This is a genomic window from Pandoraea pneumonica (genome assembly GCF_049918595.1).
Taxonomy (GTDB): Bacteria; Pseudomonadota; Gammaproteobacteria; order Burkholderiales; family Burkholderiaceae; genus Pandoraea; species Pandoraea pneumonica_A.
Genome location: NZ_JBNCRZ010000001.1, coordinates 772,740 through 788,995 on the forward strand (window position 1 = coordinate 772,740; position 16,256 = coordinate 788,995).

Annotated in this window: 15 protein-coding genes and 1 pseudogene; 14 read left to right on the forward strand and 2 right to left on the reverse strand. The window is 63.1% G+C overall.

Features of this window, described 5'->3' with window-relative positions:
- Positions 1-231 precede the first annotated feature (231 nt).
- Both ACPWR9_RS03645 and ACPWR9_RS03650 read right to left on the reverse strand, forming a co-directional pair.
- Positions 232-1,227 carry a GlxA family transcriptional regulator gene (locus tag ACPWR9_RS03645; RefSeq protein WP_426296420.1) on the reverse strand — a complete coding sequence of 332 codons (996 nt, stop codon included), beginning with the start codon at positions 1,225-1,227 and terminating at the stop codon, positions 232-234.
- A gap of 13 nt (positions 1,228-1,240) precedes the next feature.
- Positions 1,241-2,521 (reverse strand): MFS transporter, encoded by a 1,281-nt coding sequence (locus tag ACPWR9_RS03650; protein ID WP_426296419.1) that lies wholly within the window; start codon positions 2,519-2,521, stop codon positions 1,241-1,243.
- A 485-nt stretch (positions 2,522-3,006) separates the two neighbouring features.
- Here ACPWR9_RS03650 and urtA point away from each other — a divergent pair.
- From urtA to ureC, 14 genes and pseudogenes are all read left to right on the forward strand, one after another.
- Positions 3,007-4,173, forward strand: a pseudogene (gene urtA / locus ACPWR9_RS03655) (urea ABC transporter substrate-binding protein); the annotation flags it as partial.
- Positions 4,174-4,270: 97 nt separating this feature from the next.
- Positions 4,271-5,902, forward strand: coding sequence for an urea ABC transporter permease subunit UrtB (gene urtB, locus ACPWR9_RS03660; RefSeq protein WP_426296418.1), 1,632 nt, complete (start codon positions 4,271-4,273; stop codon positions 5,900-5,902).
- Entirely contained in the window at positions 5,903-7,111 is a 1,209-nt protein-coding gene (urtC, locus tag ACPWR9_RS03665; protein ID WP_426296417.1) for an urea ABC transporter permease subunit UrtC, read from the forward strand.
- The gene (gene urtD, locus ACPWR9_RS03670) at positions 7,108-7,986 is read left to right on the forward strand and encodes an urea ABC transporter ATP-binding protein UrtD (protein WP_426296416.1); all 879 of its coding nucleotides are present in this window, start codon (positions 7,108-7,110) and stop codon (positions 7,984-7,986) included. The genes urtC and urtD overlap by 4 nt, the downstream gene beginning before the upstream one ends.
- A 2-nt stretch (positions 7,987-7,988) precedes the next feature.
- The gene (gene urtE / locus ACPWR9_RS03675; protein ID WP_426296415.1) at positions 7,989-8,690 is read left to right on the forward strand and encodes an urea ABC transporter ATP-binding subunit UrtE; all 702 of its coding nucleotides are present in this window, start codon (positions 7,989-7,991) and stop codon (positions 8,688-8,690) included.
- A gap of 73 nt (positions 8,691-8,763) precedes the next feature.
- Positions 8,764-9,630 carry an urease accessory protein UreD gene (locus ACPWR9_RS03680; protein WP_426296414.1) on the forward strand — a complete coding sequence of 289 codons (867 nt, stop codon included), beginning with the start codon at positions 8,764-8,766 and terminating at the stop codon, positions 9,628-9,630.
- Between the two features lie 402 nt (positions 9,631-10,032).
- Positions 10,033-10,803 (forward strand): transporter substrate-binding domain-containing protein, encoded by a 771-nt coding sequence (locus tag ACPWR9_RS03685; protein ID WP_426296633.1) that lies wholly within the window; start codon positions 10,033-10,035, stop codon positions 10,801-10,803.
- A gap of 82 nt (positions 10,804-10,885) precedes the next feature.
- Positions 10,886-11,566, forward strand: a complete 681-nt coding sequence (locus ACPWR9_RS03690) for an amino acid ABC transporter permease (protein WP_426296413.1) — start codon at positions 10,886-10,888, stop codon at positions 11,564-11,566.
- Entirely contained in the window at positions 11,563-12,213 is a 651-nt protein-coding gene (locus tag ACPWR9_RS03695; RefSeq protein ID WP_426296412.1) for an amino acid ABC transporter permease, read from the forward strand. Before ACPWR9_RS03690 ends, ACPWR9_RS03695 begins: the two co-directional genes overlap by 4 nt.
- Positions 12,200-12,922, forward strand: a complete 723-nt coding sequence (locus ACPWR9_RS03700; RefSeq protein ID WP_426296411.1) for an amino acid ABC transporter ATP-binding protein — start codon at positions 12,200-12,202, stop codon at positions 12,920-12,922. Before ACPWR9_RS03695 ends, ACPWR9_RS03700 begins: the two co-directional genes overlap by 14 nt.
- Before the next feature lie 186 nt (positions 12,923-13,108).
- Positions 13,109-13,411, forward strand: coding sequence for an urease subunit gamma (locus tag ACPWR9_RS03705; RefSeq protein WP_426296410.1), 303 nt, complete (start codon positions 13,109-13,111; stop codon positions 13,409-13,411).
- Between the two features lie 88 nt (positions 13,412-13,499).
- Positions 13,500-14,135 (forward strand): HupE/UreJ family protein, encoded by a 636-nt coding sequence (locus tag ACPWR9_RS03710; RefSeq protein ID WP_426296409.1) that lies wholly within the window; start codon positions 13,500-13,502, stop codon positions 14,133-14,135.
- 35 nt (positions 14,136-14,170) lie between these two features.
- Complete coding sequence (locus ACPWR9_RS03715; RefSeq protein ID WP_150679699.1) at positions 14,171-14,476, forward strand: urease subunit beta; 306 nt, start codon at positions 14,171-14,173, stop codon at positions 14,474-14,476.
- Positions 14,473-16,173 (forward strand): urease subunit alpha, encoded by a 1,701-nt coding sequence (ureC, locus tag ACPWR9_RS03720; RefSeq protein WP_426296408.1) that lies wholly within the window; start codon positions 14,473-14,475, stop codon positions 16,171-16,173. The genes ACPWR9_RS03715 and ureC overlap by 4 nt, the downstream gene beginning before the upstream one ends.
- Positions 16,174-16,256: the final 83 nt, after the last annotated feature.

The window sequence follows — 16,256 nt, forward strand, 5'->3', positions numbered from 1 at the left end:
ATAGCCCGCGAGAAAAGTCGCCTCGCTGGCTGCGGGCCACCAGCGAGACGTCGTGCAGGGGAGACTGGAGAAACAGCAGAGGGGCGTCAGTCAGGCAGACATGTTGACCTGATGACGAAGCACTTGATATCGGCGAATTCCGAAAACTGTCGTGCAATGCCACGCGCCGGTTCTCTCGGCACGTGGCATGCGGTTCTTGCGGGGATCAGATCGGCAGCGGCAGACTCGGGACTAGACGGCCGCCGCCATCCCAAACCTTTCTCGATACGCAGCGGGCGTAACCCCGTACTGACGCACGAACGCGCGGCGCAGATTCTGTTCGTCACCGAACCCCACACGCGCGGCGATGCGTTTGAGCGGCGCTTCGGAGTCGAGCAACGCAAAGCGCGCCGCTTCCAGACGCATGCGTTCTACCGCCTTCGCAGGCGTCGAGCCGGTTTTCGCGAGATAGCTGCGTGCAAACGTGCGAGGACTCATATTCGCTTGCTCTGCCAGACGCACCACCGACAGGTCGCCGTCCAGGCGATCGGCCATCCATCCGTGCAACTCGCCAAACGGCGCCCCCGCGGCGAACTGCTCCTGTAACGGCGGGCTGAACTGCGACTGTCCACCGGCGCGCTTGAGAAACACCACGAGGCGGCGCGCCGCCTGCAATGCAACATCCACGCCGAGATCGTCTTCCACGAGGGCCAGCCCTAGATCGATGCCCGCCGTAATACCGGCAGACGTCCACACCGGGTCTTCGCGCACATAGATCGGGTCCGACTCGACCCGGGCACTCGGATAGCACGTCTGCAACATTGCGGTGTCCAGCCAGTGCGTCGTCGCGCGACGCCCGTCGAGCAAACCCGCCGCGCCCAGAATAAAAGCCCCTACGCAGACGGAACACACGCGACGCACGCGCGGCGCGTACGCCCGCAGCCACTCACCGACCGCATCAGGCACCGCAGGCCGGTGCATCACCGCGCCACCCACCGCAATCAACGTGTCGACGTCCATGTCGGCGAGCGCATGCATCGCCTCCGTGTGCAGTGTGATGCCCGACCCTGTCTCCACCGGCCCGCCGTGCGCCGACACCACGACCGTGCGATACGGTGTCGGCTGCCCCATCTCCGTCACGTTCCGGATGACCGCGTGAAACGCATCGAGCGGTCCAGCCAGATCGAGCAGCACGAACGGCGGCACGATCAAAAAAGCGATGAGACGAGGTTCGCGAAGTTCAGTCATAGGTCATTGGATTTCAAGCCGTCGCCGCGACAGTACGACGACGCGCGTCGACGGCATACCAAAGCGTCGCCAATGCCGCGAGGGCGAGCAACGGGAATGTCGCCTGATTGATGGTCGCCCAGCCGAAGCGCGCCAGCAGTTGCCCTGCAAACAGACTCGCCAGCGCTGTACCGGCAAACGTGATGAACTCGTTGGCTGCCTGCGCACGTGCACGCTCGGCCGGTCGATACGACAGTGTGAGCAACGTCGTGCCACCCACGAACATGAAGTTCCAGCCCACGCCGAGGAAAGCGAGCGCGGCATAGAAGTACGGCAGACTCGTCGACGTGAGTGCCAGCACGCCGCACAGTGCACTCATGCCGATGCCGATGAACAACACCGGCACCACGCCCCAGCGCTTGACCAGATGCCCGGAAAAAAACGACGGCGCGTACATCCCCACGAGGTGCCATTCGATGATGTGCGCGCCATCGTCGATGCTGTGCCCGCACGCCACGGCCGCGATAGGCGTCGCCGTCATCACGAACATCATCACCATGAAGCCGATCAGGTTGTTTGCCAGCGCGGCCAGATAGATCGGCTGGCGCATGATCTCGCCTAGCCCGCGCGCAGGCAGCGCAGCCGCATCACCGGCGGCACCGCTCGCCGCATGCACGGGCAGGTCGCGCAGAAATCCCAACAGCAGCAACAACGAGATACCCGACAGCAACGTGACGACAAGGTACGACCCCGCAAACGTCACAGGTGCCAGCCAGTCCTTGCTCCCCGCCGCAAGCGCCGGACCGACGACAGCGGCAAGCACGCCCCCGGTGAGCACGATAGAAATCGCACGCGGCTTGTCTTCGACGGGAACAACATCGGCTGCCGCCAGCCGGTAGTAACGCGCAAACGCCTGAAACACGCCCACACACGCGGTCCCTGCACAGAACATGGCGAAGTGTTGCTGATAGATCGCCATCACCGAGACCAGCCCGCCTGCCGTACCAAAAGCCGCGCCCAAGGCGAACCCGAAGCGCTGGCCGATGCGTTGAATCAACATCGACGCGAAGATCGTCGTGATGGCCGACGCCACGGTAATCAGCGAGAACGGCAATGTGGCGTAGCCCTTGTCGGACGCCAGCATGTACCCGACCAGCCCCGTGAGGGTGAGATCGACGGACAGCGCCGCCGTATAGAGCGCCTGACACGCCGCCAGCACCGCGGCATAGCGGCGTCCCAACCGGCGGCGTGCAGCGGATTCGTCGTGTTCGGGTTGAATGGGCGGTGTGCTGCGCCCTGCGATGGCATCGGTCATAGGCTTGTCGCTATGTTTTGGCGAGAGGTTGGACTTCGGAAGTCGTCATCTTGCCGTCGGCCGATTTGGCACGAATGCCAATCATGCATCAAAAAATGCCACGTGGTGACAGACGACGCCCGACCCATGCGCGCCCCCAACCGGTGCCACACCGCCCCCGGCACGCGCCAACTCAGTGCGCACCAAATCAGCGCGCGCCCGCACCAACGTGCCTCGCGGGAGGCGCCAGCCATCAGCCGAAAGTCCGATAGCGGTTGCCGCGCGCACGCACTGGTGCGGCCGGTCTGACGTGTGGATACCAATAAGCACGCCGAATACGTGCCGCTGGCACGCCCCTTGCGTAAGTCCTCGGGTACCGGATCTACCGGACTAACCAGGAAAGGGGAAGACGTATCATGAAACGACGCACGCTACTCCAGATGGCGGCCCTCTCGGGCGCCGCATCGCTTACCGGCATGGCGCCCAACTTGTTCGCACAGAGCAAGCAGCCCATCAAGGTTGGCATCCTGCACTCGCTCTCGGGCACGATGGCCATCTCGGAGACGTCGCTCAAGGATGTCGCACTGATGACCATTGCCGACATCAACGCCAAAGGCGGCGTGATGGGCCGCCCGCTCGAAGCGGTAGTGGTCGATCCGGCCTCGAACTGGCCGCTCTTCGCCGAGAAAGCCCGCCAGTTGCTCACTAAAGACAAAGTCTCCGCCGTGTTCGGCTGCTGGACCTCCGTCTCGCGCAAATCGGTGCTGCCGGTCTTCGAAGAACTAAACGGCTTGCTGTACTACCCGGTGCAGTACGAAGGCGAGGAGATGTCGAAGAACGTCTTCTACACGGGCGCCGCACCGAATCAACAGGCCATTCCGGCCGTCGAATACGTGATGAGCAAAGAAGGCGGCGGCGCCAAGCGCTTCTTCCTGCTCGGCACCGACTACGTCTACCCGCGCACCACGAACAAGATCTTGCGCGCGTTCCTGCATTCGAAGGGTGTCGACGATAAGGACATCCAAGAGGTCTACACGCCGTTCGGTCATAGCGACTATCAGACCATCGTCGCGAATATCAAACAGTTCGCTCAGGGCGGCAAGACCACGGTCATCTCGACCATCAACGGCGATTCGAACGTGCCGTTCTACAAGGAACTCGGCAACCAGGGGCTCAAAGCCACCGACGTGCCGGTCGTCGCCTTCTCGGTGGGCGAAGAGGAACTGCGTGGTATCGATACCAAGCCGCTGGTGGGCCACCTCGCCGCGTGGAACTACTTCATGACGGTGAAGAACCCGACCAACGACGCGTTCAAGAAGGAATGGTTTGCCTACGTGAAGGCGAAGGGCCTGCCGGGCGGCGACAAACGTGTGACCAACGACCCGATGGAAGCCACTTTCGTCGGCATGCACATGTGGAAGCAGGCCATCGAGAAGGCGGGCAGCACCGACGTGGACAAGGTCCGCACGGCCATGATCGGCCAGACCTTCAAGTCGCCGGACGGCTTCGACATGGTGATGGATGGCAACCACCATCTGCACAAGCCGGTGATGATCGGCGAAATCCGCCCGGACGGTCAGTTCAACGTCGTGTGGAAGACCAAGGCCCCGATCCGCGCCCAGCCGTGGAGCCCGTTCATCGCGGGTAACGAAGGCAAGCCCGACAAGGTCTGACGCCGACTCCTGCGCGCCGACCCGTAACGGTTGGCGCGCCGCATCCATTGTTCGCGCTGGGCACCGGTGCATGTTGCCCATGCACGGAGACGTTTCGATGATAACGATAAGACGCTGGACCGCTGCCACCCTTGTCCTGCTTTCTCTGGGTGCTGCGCTGATAACGCCGCTGGCCGCGCGTGCTGCGGTGACCGATGCCGATGTTGCCGCGCTCGCCGGTGACGACTTCGACGCCAAAGCACAAGCCATCGACCACCTCGCGGCCGACGCATCGCCGCAAGCCGTCGCGCTCCTCAAAGCCTTGGCCGACGACTCGGCTGTGACCGTAGGCGACGCGAATCCACGCCTAGCCATTCAAAGCGGCGACAAGTACGTCGATCCGATCACGGGTGCGGCGGTCAATGCCGACAACGCCCAATCGCTCACGCTGAACAACGTGCTGCGCGCGAAGGTGGCGACTGCCGCTGCCGCTGGTGCATTGCTCTCCGCCGATCACGATGCACGTGCGCAAGCGATCGACACGATGTTGCAAAACCCGTCGCCGGCGTTCAAGACGATCATCGAACAGGCGCGCGTAAAGGAATCCGATCCCGCACTGAAAAAGCGGCTCGACCAGCTCTGGGCGCAATCGGCACTGCACGATTCGTCGCCTGCCAAACGACGCGAGGCCATCGATCTGATCGCTTCGGCTGGCGACCCGCAGATGCGCGACCTGCTGCTGCCTATCGTGGCCAAGCAACCCGACGGCAGCTATGCGGAACCGGATGCCAACGTGCGCAGCGCCGCCGACATCGCCCTCACACAACTCGCCGCAGCACAACGCCGCAGTGAGTTCTTCGGCACGATCTTCGCCGGGCTGTCGCTGGGCAGCGTGTTGTTGCTCGCCGCACTTGGGCTGGCCATCACCTACGGCCTGATCGGTGTCATCAACATGGCGCACGGTGAGTTCCTGATGGTGGGCGCGTATGCCACGTACGTGGTGCAGACGCTCTTCCATCGCTTCGCCCCCGGTGCATTCGACTTCTATCTCGTCGCTGCCGTGCCTGCGGCGTTCTTCGTGGCGGCGGCCCTTGGCTTCGTGCTGGAGCGCACCGTCATCAAGTATTTGTACGGTCGTCCGCTCGAAACGCTGCTGACCACGTTCGGTATCAGCTTGTTGCTGATTCAAGCGGTGCGCACGCTGTTCGGCGCGCAGAACGTGGAAGTCGTCAATCCCACATGGATGAGTGGCGGCATTGCCGTGCTGCCCAACCTAATCCTGCCGTACAACCGCATCGTGATTCTTGTGTTTGCGTTGGTCGTCGTGGCGCTCACGTGGGCCGTGCTCAATCTCACGCGGCTGGGGCTATTCATCCGTGCAGTCACGCAGAACCGGAAGATGGCCGCGTGTGTCGGCGTCAAGACCGGACGCGTCGACAGCTACGCGTTCGCGTTCGGTGCGGGCATCGCCGGGCTGGGTGGTTGCGCCCTCTCTCAAATCGGCAACGTGGGTCCGGATCTCGGCCAGAGCTACATCATCGATTCGTTCATGGCGGTGGTGTTGGGTGGCGTCGGACAACTGGCCGGGACTATCGTCGGGGCCTTCGGTCTTGGCGTTGCGAACAAGCTGCTCGAACCGATGTGGGGTGCCGTACTCGCGAAGATCGCCGTGCTGATTCTGATCGTGCTGTTCATCCAGAAACGCCCGCAGGGCATGTTCGCGCTCAAAGGGCGCAGCGCGGAGGCGTGAATGCAGACACCTAACTTTCTGCCGCCTGGCATCACGCCGTCGCGCTCGCTCGATGTGCCGTCGCGTGCGCGCTTACTGCCGAAGCATGTGGCACCGGTGTTGTTCGCGTTCGTGCTGGCCGTGCTGATCCTCGTGCCGGTGTGTGCGCTGGTGCTGCCGCCTTCGCATCCGCTGCATCTGTCGGCTTACGCCATGACGTTGATCGGCAAGATCATGTGCTACGCGATTGCCGCACTCGCACTCGATCTCGTCTGGGGCTATTGCGGCATTCTGAGCCTCGGGCACGGCCTGTTCTTCGCGCTTGGCGGGTACGCGATGGGGATGTATCTCATGCGCTCCATCGGCCGCGACGGCGTGTATCACAGCGACCTGCCCGACTTCATGGTGTTCCTCGATTGGAAGTCGCTGCCGTGGTACTGGACCGGCACGGAACACTTCGCGTGGGCGATGTTCCTCGTCGTGGCACTGCCCGGCGTGGTCGCATGGATCTTCGGCTATCTGGCGTTCCGCTCGCGGGTGAAAGGCGTGTATCTGTCGATCATCACGCAGGCGCTCACCTTCGCGGCAATGCTGCTCTTCTATCGCAACGAAACCGGCTTCGGCGGGAACAACGGCTTTACCGACTTCAAGCGCATTCTCGGCTACTCGGTCACATCGGCTAGCACGCGCACCGTGCTGTTCCTCATCACCTTTGCGGTGTTGGTCGGCGCGTTGTTGTTGTGCCGTGCATTGGTCGTCTCGAAGTTCGGCCGTGTCGTCACGGCCATTCGTGACGGCGAGTCGCGGGCGATGTTCCTCGGCTATCGGCCGCTGGGCTACAAGCTCTTCGTCTGGACGCTCTCGGCCATGCTGTGCGGTATTGCGGGCGCGCTGTACGTGCCGCAAGTCGGCATCATCAATCCGAACGAGATGGCACCGGTGAACTCGATCGAAATGGCGATCTGGGTGGCCATCGGCGGGCGCGGTTCACTCGTGGGCGCGATCGTCGGCGCGTTCCTCGTGAACGGCGCGAAAAGCTACTTCACGGCGTACTTCGCCGAGTACTGGCTGTTCTTCCTCGGTGCGATGTTCGTGCTCGTGCCGTTGCTGCTGCCGCAGGGCGTCATGGGGCTTGTCGCACAACTCTCGCGCAAGCGTCATCAAGCACAGCACGCCCCGGCGCACGCTGAGGGCGATGCCCCCCACACCGCCACTGGAGACCGCGCATGATCCCCGCGATCGACGCCTCCCCGCAGGCCGATGAGGTCCGCGCATCCAAAGAAACGTCGGTAAGCGGCGACACGACCGGCATGTCGCACTTCGTTGTACCCGGCGAAATCGATACGTCGCACGGACTGATTCTCTATCTCGAGAACATCTCCGTCTCGTTCGACGGCTTTCGCGCGCTGAACGATCTGTCGCTGTCGATTCACACCGACGAATTGCGCTGCATCATCGGACCGAACGGCGCGGGGAAAACCACGATGATGGATGTCATCACCGGTAAGACGCGCCCCAATGCCGGGCGCGCATTTCTCGGACAAACGCTCGACCTCACACGTCTGGACGAACCCGCCATTGCGCAAGCCGGTGTGGGCCGCAAGTTCCAGAAGCCGACCGTGTTCGAGCAGCACAGCGTCTGGGAAAACCTCGAACTCGCTTACACGGGAGAAAAAGGCGACAAGGGCTGGTTCCGCGCGCTATGGGCCACGCTCACGCCGGCGATTCGCCGCCGCATTGAAGAAGTGCTGGCCCTCACGCATCTGGAACATCAAACGCACGTGCAAGCGGGCCAACTCTCGCACGGTCAGAAGCAGCGGCTCGAGATCGGCATGCTGCTCATGCAGCAGCCGCAACTGTTGCTGCTCGACGAACCCGCCGCCGGGATGACCGACGAGGAAACGGCGCAGCTCGCCGACTTGCTCAATCGTCTGCGCGGCCACTGCTCGATGATGGTGGTGGAGCACGACATGGCGTTCGTCGCCGCGCTCTCGGGCGAGAGCGGACTCGTGACGGTGATGGCCGAGGGCCGCGTGCTCGCCGAAGGCACGCTCGACGTCGTGCAGCGCGACGAGCGCGTGATCGAATCGTATCTGGGACGCTGATCATGCTGGAAATTCACGCACTCAATCAGTACTACAGCGGCAGCCACATTCTGCGCAACGTGGAGTTCACCGTGCCGGACGCGCAACTCACCGTGCTGCTCGGTCGCAACGGTGTCGGCAAAACCACCTTGCTCAAATGTCTGATGGGCGTCGTGCCGGTGAAGTCCGGCACCATCGCGTGGCGCGGCAAGGCGCTGACGTCAGCACCCTCCTATGCACGCGTAGCCAACGGGCTCGCCTACGTGCCGCAGGGGCGTGAGATTTTCCCGCGTCTGACGGTCGAGGAGAACCTGCTGATCGGCGCGGCAAGCAAGCCCGCAAAGGAAGCCAAGCGTGGCGTGCCCGACCACATCTACGATCTGTTCCCCGTATTACGCGACATGAAGCAACGGCGCGGCGGCGACTTATCAGGCGGACAACAACAGCAACTCGCTATCGGCCGTGCGCTCATGAGCGATCCGCAACTGTTGATTCTCGATGAGCCGACCGAAGGCATTCAGCCGTCGATCATCAAAGACATCGGCGCGACGCTTCGACGTCTGGTCGATGAGCGCGGCATGACAGTGTTGCTCGTCGAGCAGTACTACGACTTCGCCCTCGCACTCGCCGATCACTATCGCGTGATGAGCCGCGGTGCGATCGTGGCCAGCGGCCTTGGCAAAGACATGGAAGCGGATGGTGTGCGCCATATGGTGGCGGTTTGACGTCAGCGTGCGAACAACGGATGAAGAGAAACGGTATTGCGCGTGCTAGATTGCGAGCAATCCGATTTCGCCGATGGTTATGAACGCCCCGTCTTCTTCCCCCACTAGCGCGACTGGCTGGCACGCGTCGCTGACGCTAGGCTTCGCACATACCGGCGAGCGCACGGTGCTGGCGACGCGCCGTCACCACGGTCCGCTCGTCGTTCAGAAATCGCTGCATCCCGAAGGGCCGGGCATTTGCCATGCGGTGATCGTGCATCCGCCCGGCGGCATCGCGGGCGGCGACAGTCTCGACATCGACGTGAACCTCGAAGCGCAGACGCACGCGGTGCTAACCACGCCGGGCGCCACGAAGTGGTACAAGTCGCAGGGCCGCGTCGGCACGCAAGCTATCGCGCTCACGCTCGGCGCAGGCGCCAAACTCGACTGGCTGCCGCTCGAGAACATCGTGTTCGAGCAAGCCGACGCACGGCAGAGCATCCGCGTGAAGCTGGCTGCCGATGCCACCGTCATTGGCTGGGATGCCACGTTGCTCGGCCGTCAGGCGGCGGGCGAGCAGTGGACGCAAGGACAGTGGCGCGCCACGTTTGAACTCCGGGACGCGCAGGATCGTCTGCTATGGGCAGAGCAAGCTGTCCTCGGGGCCGACGACGCGCAGCGCACAGGGGCGACAGGTCTTGCGGGCTTTCCGGTATTTGCGACGCTGTGGGCCGTCGGTCCGGCGTGCACGCGCGAACTTGCCGAAACGCTCGCCGCCGATCTGCCGTTTCAAGACGATTTGCGTGCGGGCGTAACCTGCCTGCCCGGCAACGTGCTCGTGTTGCGCGTGCTCGGACACGACATGGAAACCGTGCGTCAGTTGATGATCCGGCACTGGCTGGCGCTGCGTCCGCTCGTGCACGGCGTCGCGGCCGAACCGCTGCGGCTCTGGGCGACGTGAACCTCTGCATGACGGCGTGCTGCGGCATTCACCAGTGCCACCGCTCACGCCGTCAGTTCGAAGCACCAACTTGGTGACACCCCTCTGCTAACCACGACGCGCGCGCACCACATCGGGGCGCGTGCGGTCATACGCTGGCCGGCACCCCGTGTCGGCACGGCCTCGCCGCCTCACGCCCGCCTTATGCCCGCCTCGGGCACGATTCCTGCTTCCTCACTGTATCGACCGGTCAGACCAGATGATCCGGCCGCCGGGACGCTCCTGTCGCCGGATCACTCGCCCCCGATACACCGAACCGAGGTTGCCGCTATGCTGCCGTTCACCCGTACTGCCGTCCCGCACCATGCCGTCGTTGCTACCGTCGGCGCGCGCGCTCGCGCCCGTCGTGCCTTCACTGCCTTGATGCTCTCGATGAGCGCCATTGCTGCGCTCGCCGTCGCCATGCCGCGTGCGGCCCATGCCGACGGCTTGGACGACATCACCAAGCGCGGCACGCTGCGTGTTGCCGTGCCCGCCGACTTCCCGCCGTTCGGCTCGATCGGTACCGACATGAAGCCGGTCGGCTATGACATCGACACGGCCGCTCTGCTCGCCAAAGGCATGGGCGTGAAGCTCGAACTCGTGCCGGTGACCAGCGCCAATCGCGTGCCTTACCTCACGACGAACAAGGCCGACCTGGTGATTTCGAGTCTTGGCAAGAACGCCGAGCGAGAGAAGGTCATCGACTTCTCCGAAGCCTATGCGCCGTTCTACAACGGCGTGTTCGGTCCGAAAGACATCGCTGTCGCTAAGCCCGCCGATCTCTCGGGCAAGACCATCGGTGTGACGCGCGGCGCAGTGGAAGACCTCGAACTCTCGAAAGTCGCCCCGGCAGATGTGACCATCAAGCGCTTCGAAGACAACAACGGCACGATCTCGGCCTTCCTCTCGGGTCAGGTGCAATTGGTGGCCACGGGCAATGTCGTCGCGGCGGCCATTCTTGCCAAGCATCCGCCGAAGCTGCCGGAGCCGAAGTTCCTCATCAAGAACTCGCCGTGCTTCGTCGGCCTGAACAAGAACGAGCCGCGCCTGCTCGCCAAGGTCAACGACATTCTGACGGCCTCGAAGAAAGACGGCTCGCTGAACAAGATCTCGCAGAAGTGGCTGAGCGCACCGCTGCCCGCCGATCTTTGATTTGTCCGTGAGCGATCGTATGACTCGCTCACCCCTCGCTTTGCTTGTGCTGCGCTTCTGATGCACTTCTGATGCACTTCTGATGCACTACGTTCTCGACTTTGCCGACCTGCGGCAATACCTGATGCTGTTCGTGAAGGGTGCCGCGTTGACGGTGGCGCTGACCGCCGTCGCCACGGTGATCGGTGTCGTCGTCGGCGCGCTGTGCGCCGTCGCTCGCGAAGAAGGCCCGCGTTGGCTCAAAGCCATTGCGGGTCTCTACGTCGAACTGATTCGCAACACGCCCTTCATCGTGCAGTTGTTTTTCATCTTCTTCGGGCTGCCAAGTCTGGGCATTCATATCGACGAAACCACGGCGGCCGTCATCGCCATGAGCGTGAACCTCGGCGCCTATGCGACCGAGATCATCCGCGCGGGGATGCGTGCTGTGCCGCGTGGCCTGTCGGAAGCCGGGCAGTCGCTCGCGATGACGCGCGCGCAGATTCTGCGTCACGTGGTTCTCCCGCAAGCGTTCGCGAAGGTGTTCCCCGCCCTCGCCAGTCAGATCGTCATCGTGATGCTCGGCTCGGCCGTTGTGTCGCAGATTTCAGTACCTGATCTCTCGTATGCGGCTAACTTCGTACAGTCGCGCACGTTCCGCGCGTTCGAGAGTTATCTGATCGTCACCGCCGTTTATCTCGTGCTGGCGATTGTGTTGCGGCGCGTGTTGATGCGTTGCGCACGACGTCTGTTTCGCGGCACGGTCAAGGGAGGCGCGCGATGATCGAATTCTCGATCTGGGACATGCTGCGCGGCCTGCTACTGGCCGGACGCTGGACGCTCGCCCTCTCGGCCATCGCCTTCGTTTGCGGCGGGCTCGTGGCGCTGGTGCTGCTCGTGATACGCGTGGGCCGCGTGCAATGGGCCGCGCGCGCTGTCGCGCTGTACATCGAAGTGTTCCAAGGCACGCCGCTGCTCATGCAGTTGTTTCTGGTCTTCTTCGGGTTGCCGTTACTCGGTCTCGAAGTTTCACCATGGGTGGCTGCGGCAGTGTGTCTGACGCTGTACACCAGCGCGTATCTCACGGAAATCTGGCGTGGCTGTGTCGACGCCATTCCGCATGGGCAATGGGAAGCCTCCTCCAGTCTCGCCATGCGTTTCGGCGAGCAACTTCGTCACGTGATTCTGCCGCAGGCGCTGCGCATCGCTATCGCGCCGACGGTCGGCTTCTCGGTGCAGGTGGTCAAGAGCACGGCGCTCGCGTCGATCATCGGTTTCGACGAGCTGACCAAGACCGGCACCATGCTCACGAATGCGACCTTCCAACCGTTCACGGTCTACGGTCTGGTCGCGCTGTTCTACTTCGCTGCCTGCTATCCGCTGTCGTTATGGGCGCGTAATCTCGAAAGGAAACTCCATGTCGCTCATTGAAGTCAGGGGCATGCAAAAGCGCTTCGGCGAAAACCCCGTGCTCAAGGGGATCGACATGGATGTCGAGCGCGGTCAGGTGGTGTCGATCATCGGCAAAAGCGGCTCGGGCAAGAGCACGTTGCTGCGCACGCTCAACGGCCTGGAATCGTTCGATGCGGGCAGCGTGGCCGTCGACGGCGTGCACGTCGGCGCGCGCGATACCGATTTGCGCGCGCTGCGCCTGAAGGTCGGCATGGTGTTCCAGCAGTACAACCTGTTCCCGCATCTGTCCGCTGGCGAGAACGTGATGCTCGCGCAGAAGGTCGTGAAGAAGACCGCCTCCGGCGAAGCGCGTGAAGTCGCTCGCGCGATGCTTGCCAAGGTCGGGTTGGCCGACAAGTTCGACAGCTATCCGTCGCAACTCTCAGGCGGGCAGCAGCAGCGTGTGGCGATTGCACGATCGCTCGCGATGTCACCGTCGGTGTTGCTGTGCGATGAAATCACCTCGGCGCTCGACCCGGAATTGGTCGCGGAGGTTCTCAAGGTCTTGGAAGATCTCGCCGCCGAAGGTATGACGCTGATTCTGGTTACGCACGAGATGCGCTTTGCCCGTCACGTGTCGGACCGGGTGGTGTTCATGCATCAAGGGAAGATCTGGGAATCGGGCGAACCCGAGGCGCTGTTCACGAATCCGACGACGCCGGAATTGCAGCGTTTTATCTGCCAATAAGACACTCGTAAAAAGGCTCGAATGAACGCTCATTCGCACGATTTTGGTGCGCACTCTAATCGTCTCAAAGAGCAGTGGCGCGGCGTTATCGTCCTGCTTATGATGAGCGGCAACGGCGCGCAGCGCCGCCCACTTTCGCACCTTTCGCACCTTTCGCACACTTCGCACTGACATTCACTCATCAAGATGAAGCTCACTCCTCGCGAAAAAGACAAGCTACTCATCTTCACTGCCGCCCTGCTCGCTGAACGCCGGCGCGCACGCGGCTTGAAGCTGAACTACCCGGAGGCGGTGGCCTTCATCAGCGCTGCACTCATGGAAGGCGCCCGCGATGGACAGACCGTCGCCGAACTCATGCACTACGGCACGACGCTGCTCACGCGCGACGACGTCATGGACGGCGTGCCAGAAATGATTCCCGATATTCAGGTGGAAGCCACATTCCCGGACGGCACGAAGCTCGTGACCGTGCATCACCCGATTCCGTAACGAACACGCGCCGTACATCGTATTTGTTTCACCTGTCAGAAACGTCGATAACGCCCATAAAGCCAATAACAGCCCCGAAGGACGCACCATGTCAGCCGATCGCACTCTCTCCGTCTCCGGTTCTTCCCACGCACGTCGTTGGGCACGCGCAGCCACCGGCCTCGCGTTGCTCGCCGCTTCAAGTGCCGCGTTGGCGCACCCGGGCCATCCCGGCCATGACGCCGCCAGCAGCTTCGTCGCAGGCTTCGTGCATCCGCTCACGGGCGCCGACCACTTGTGCGCCATGATCGTCGTTGGCCTCTGGAGCGCGTTGACCTCGCGCCGTGTCTGGCTCGCGCCTATCGCCTTCGTTGCGATGCTCGCCGCAGGAGGCTTGCTCGGGATGTCGCACTCATTTTCGCTGCCAGGTGTTGAGCCGATGATCGCCGTCTCGCTGCTCGTCCTCGGCCTGATGCTCGCCACGCGTGCAAAGCTGCCGGGCTGGGCCGGTGCGGCAGTGGTGGGTGCCTTCGCCATCTTCCACGGTTTCGCGCACGGTGCCGAACTGCCGGACGAGGCCAGCGCCATGCACTACATGGCCGGTTTCCTGCTCGCCACAGGCACGCTGCATTGCATTGGCATCGCAGCGGGGGTTGCGCTTCGTGAGCGCACGGTGTGGGTGCCGCGTCTGCTGGGCGCTGGTGTGCTGGCCTATGGCGTGTCGTTGCTGGCCGTGGCGGCCTGATCGCAGGTCAGCCATTGCCCATTGAGGAGACACGCATGATTCCCGGAGAGCTGCTTCCCGCCGCGGGCGAGATCGAACTGAACGTGGGACGCCCCACGATCAGCGTGACGGTCGCCAACACCGGCGACCGGCCGATTCAGATCGGCTCGCATTTCCATTTCTATGAAGTCAACGATGCGCTGCACTTCGATCGCGAGGCCGCACGCGGCTTTCGCTTAAACATCGCCGCCGGTACGGCGGTGCGGTTCGAGCCGGGTCAGCAGCGTACGGTCGAGTTGGTTGCGCTGGCGGGCGATCGCCGAGTGTTCGGCTTCGCCGGGCGTGTCATGGGGGCCTTATGAAGATTTCGCGCCGCGCTTATGCGGAGATGTTCGGCCCCACCACGGGCGATCGGCTGCGGCTGGCCGATACGGAACTCATCATCGAGATCGAACGCGATTACACGATCTACGGCGAGGAAGTGAAGTTCGGCGGCGGCAAGGTGATTCGCGACGGCATGGGGCAGTCGCAACGCGTGCGCGCCGATGTCGTCGATACGGTGATTACCAATGCCGTGATCGTCGATCACTGGGGGATCGTCAAAGCGGATATCGGGCTGAAAGATGGGCGCATCTGGGGGATCGGTAAGGCCGGTAATCCCGACATTCAGCCGGGCGTGACGATACCTCTGGGTGCGGCGACTGAAGTCATCGCCGGGGAAGGCATGATCGTCACGGCGGGCGGCATCGATTCGCATATCCATTTCATCTGTCCGCAACAGATCGAGGAGGCGCTCTCGTCGGGTGTCACCACGCTGCTCGGCGGCGGTACCGGCCCGGCAACGGGAACCAACGCCACCACCTGCACGCCGGGGCCGTGGCATATCGAACGCATGCTGCAAGCGGCGGACGGTTGGCCGATCAACCTCGGCTTTCTCGGCAAGGGCAATGTCAGTCAGCCCGAGCCGCTGACCGAACAGATCGAAGCCGGTGCCATCGGGTTGAAGCTGCACGAGGACTGGGGTTCGACACCGGCGGCCATCGATGCGTGCTTGTCGGTCGCCGATGCCACCGATACGCAGGTCGCCATTCACACCGACACGCTCAACGAAGGCGGTTTCGTCGAGGCGACAGTCGCGGCCATTGGCGGGCGAACGATTCACACGTATCACACGGAGGGTGCCGGTGGCGGTCATGCGCCCGACATCCTCAAGGTGTGCGGCGAGCCGAACGTGCTGCCGTCGTCGACCAACCCGACGCGGCCCTACACGATCAATACGCTCGACGAACATCTCGACATGTTGATGGTGTGTCATCACCTCGACCCCGCCATCGCGGAAGACATCGCGTTCGCCGAGTCGCGGATTCGGCGCGAGACGATTGCCGCGGAAGACATCCTGCATGACCTCGGCGCGCTCTCGATGATTTCGTCGGACTCGCAGGCGATGGGGCGCGTGGGCGAAGTGGTGCTGCGCACGTGGCAGACGGCGCACAAGATGAAGGTGCAGCGCGGCGCGCTCGGCACGGACACGTCGCAAGCCGATAACTTCCGGGTGAAGCGCTACGTGGCGAAGTACACGATCAATCCCGCCATTACGCACGGCATGGCGCATGAAATTGGCTCCGTCGAAGTGGGTAAGTGGGCGGATCTGGTGTTGTGGGAACCGGCGTTTTTCGGTGTGAAGCCGTCGTTGATTCTCAAGGGCGGCATGATTACGTCGGCGCTGATGGGCGACCCGAATGCGTCGATCCCGACGCCGCAGCCGGTGCATTACCGCGAGATGTTCGGGGCACGTGCTGGCGCGATGGCGCGCACCTCGCTGACGTTCGTGTCGCAAGCGGCGTACGATGGCGACGTGGCGGGCCGTTACGGCCTGTCCAAGCGCATCGTGCCGGTGCGCAATATCCGGCAGGTGACCAAGGCCAACATGATCAACAACGACTGGCTGCCGCAGATCAGCGTCGACCCCGAGACCTATCAGGTCATCGCCGACGGGCAACTGCTGACGTGCGAGCCAGCGACCGTGCTGCCGATGGCGCAACGTTATTTTCTTTTCTAGACCATGTCGCACGACGCCGATTCTTCTTCCCATTCGCACGCAGCCCCTGCGGCGGATTCCGCTTCTCCTTCGGATCAGTCTGG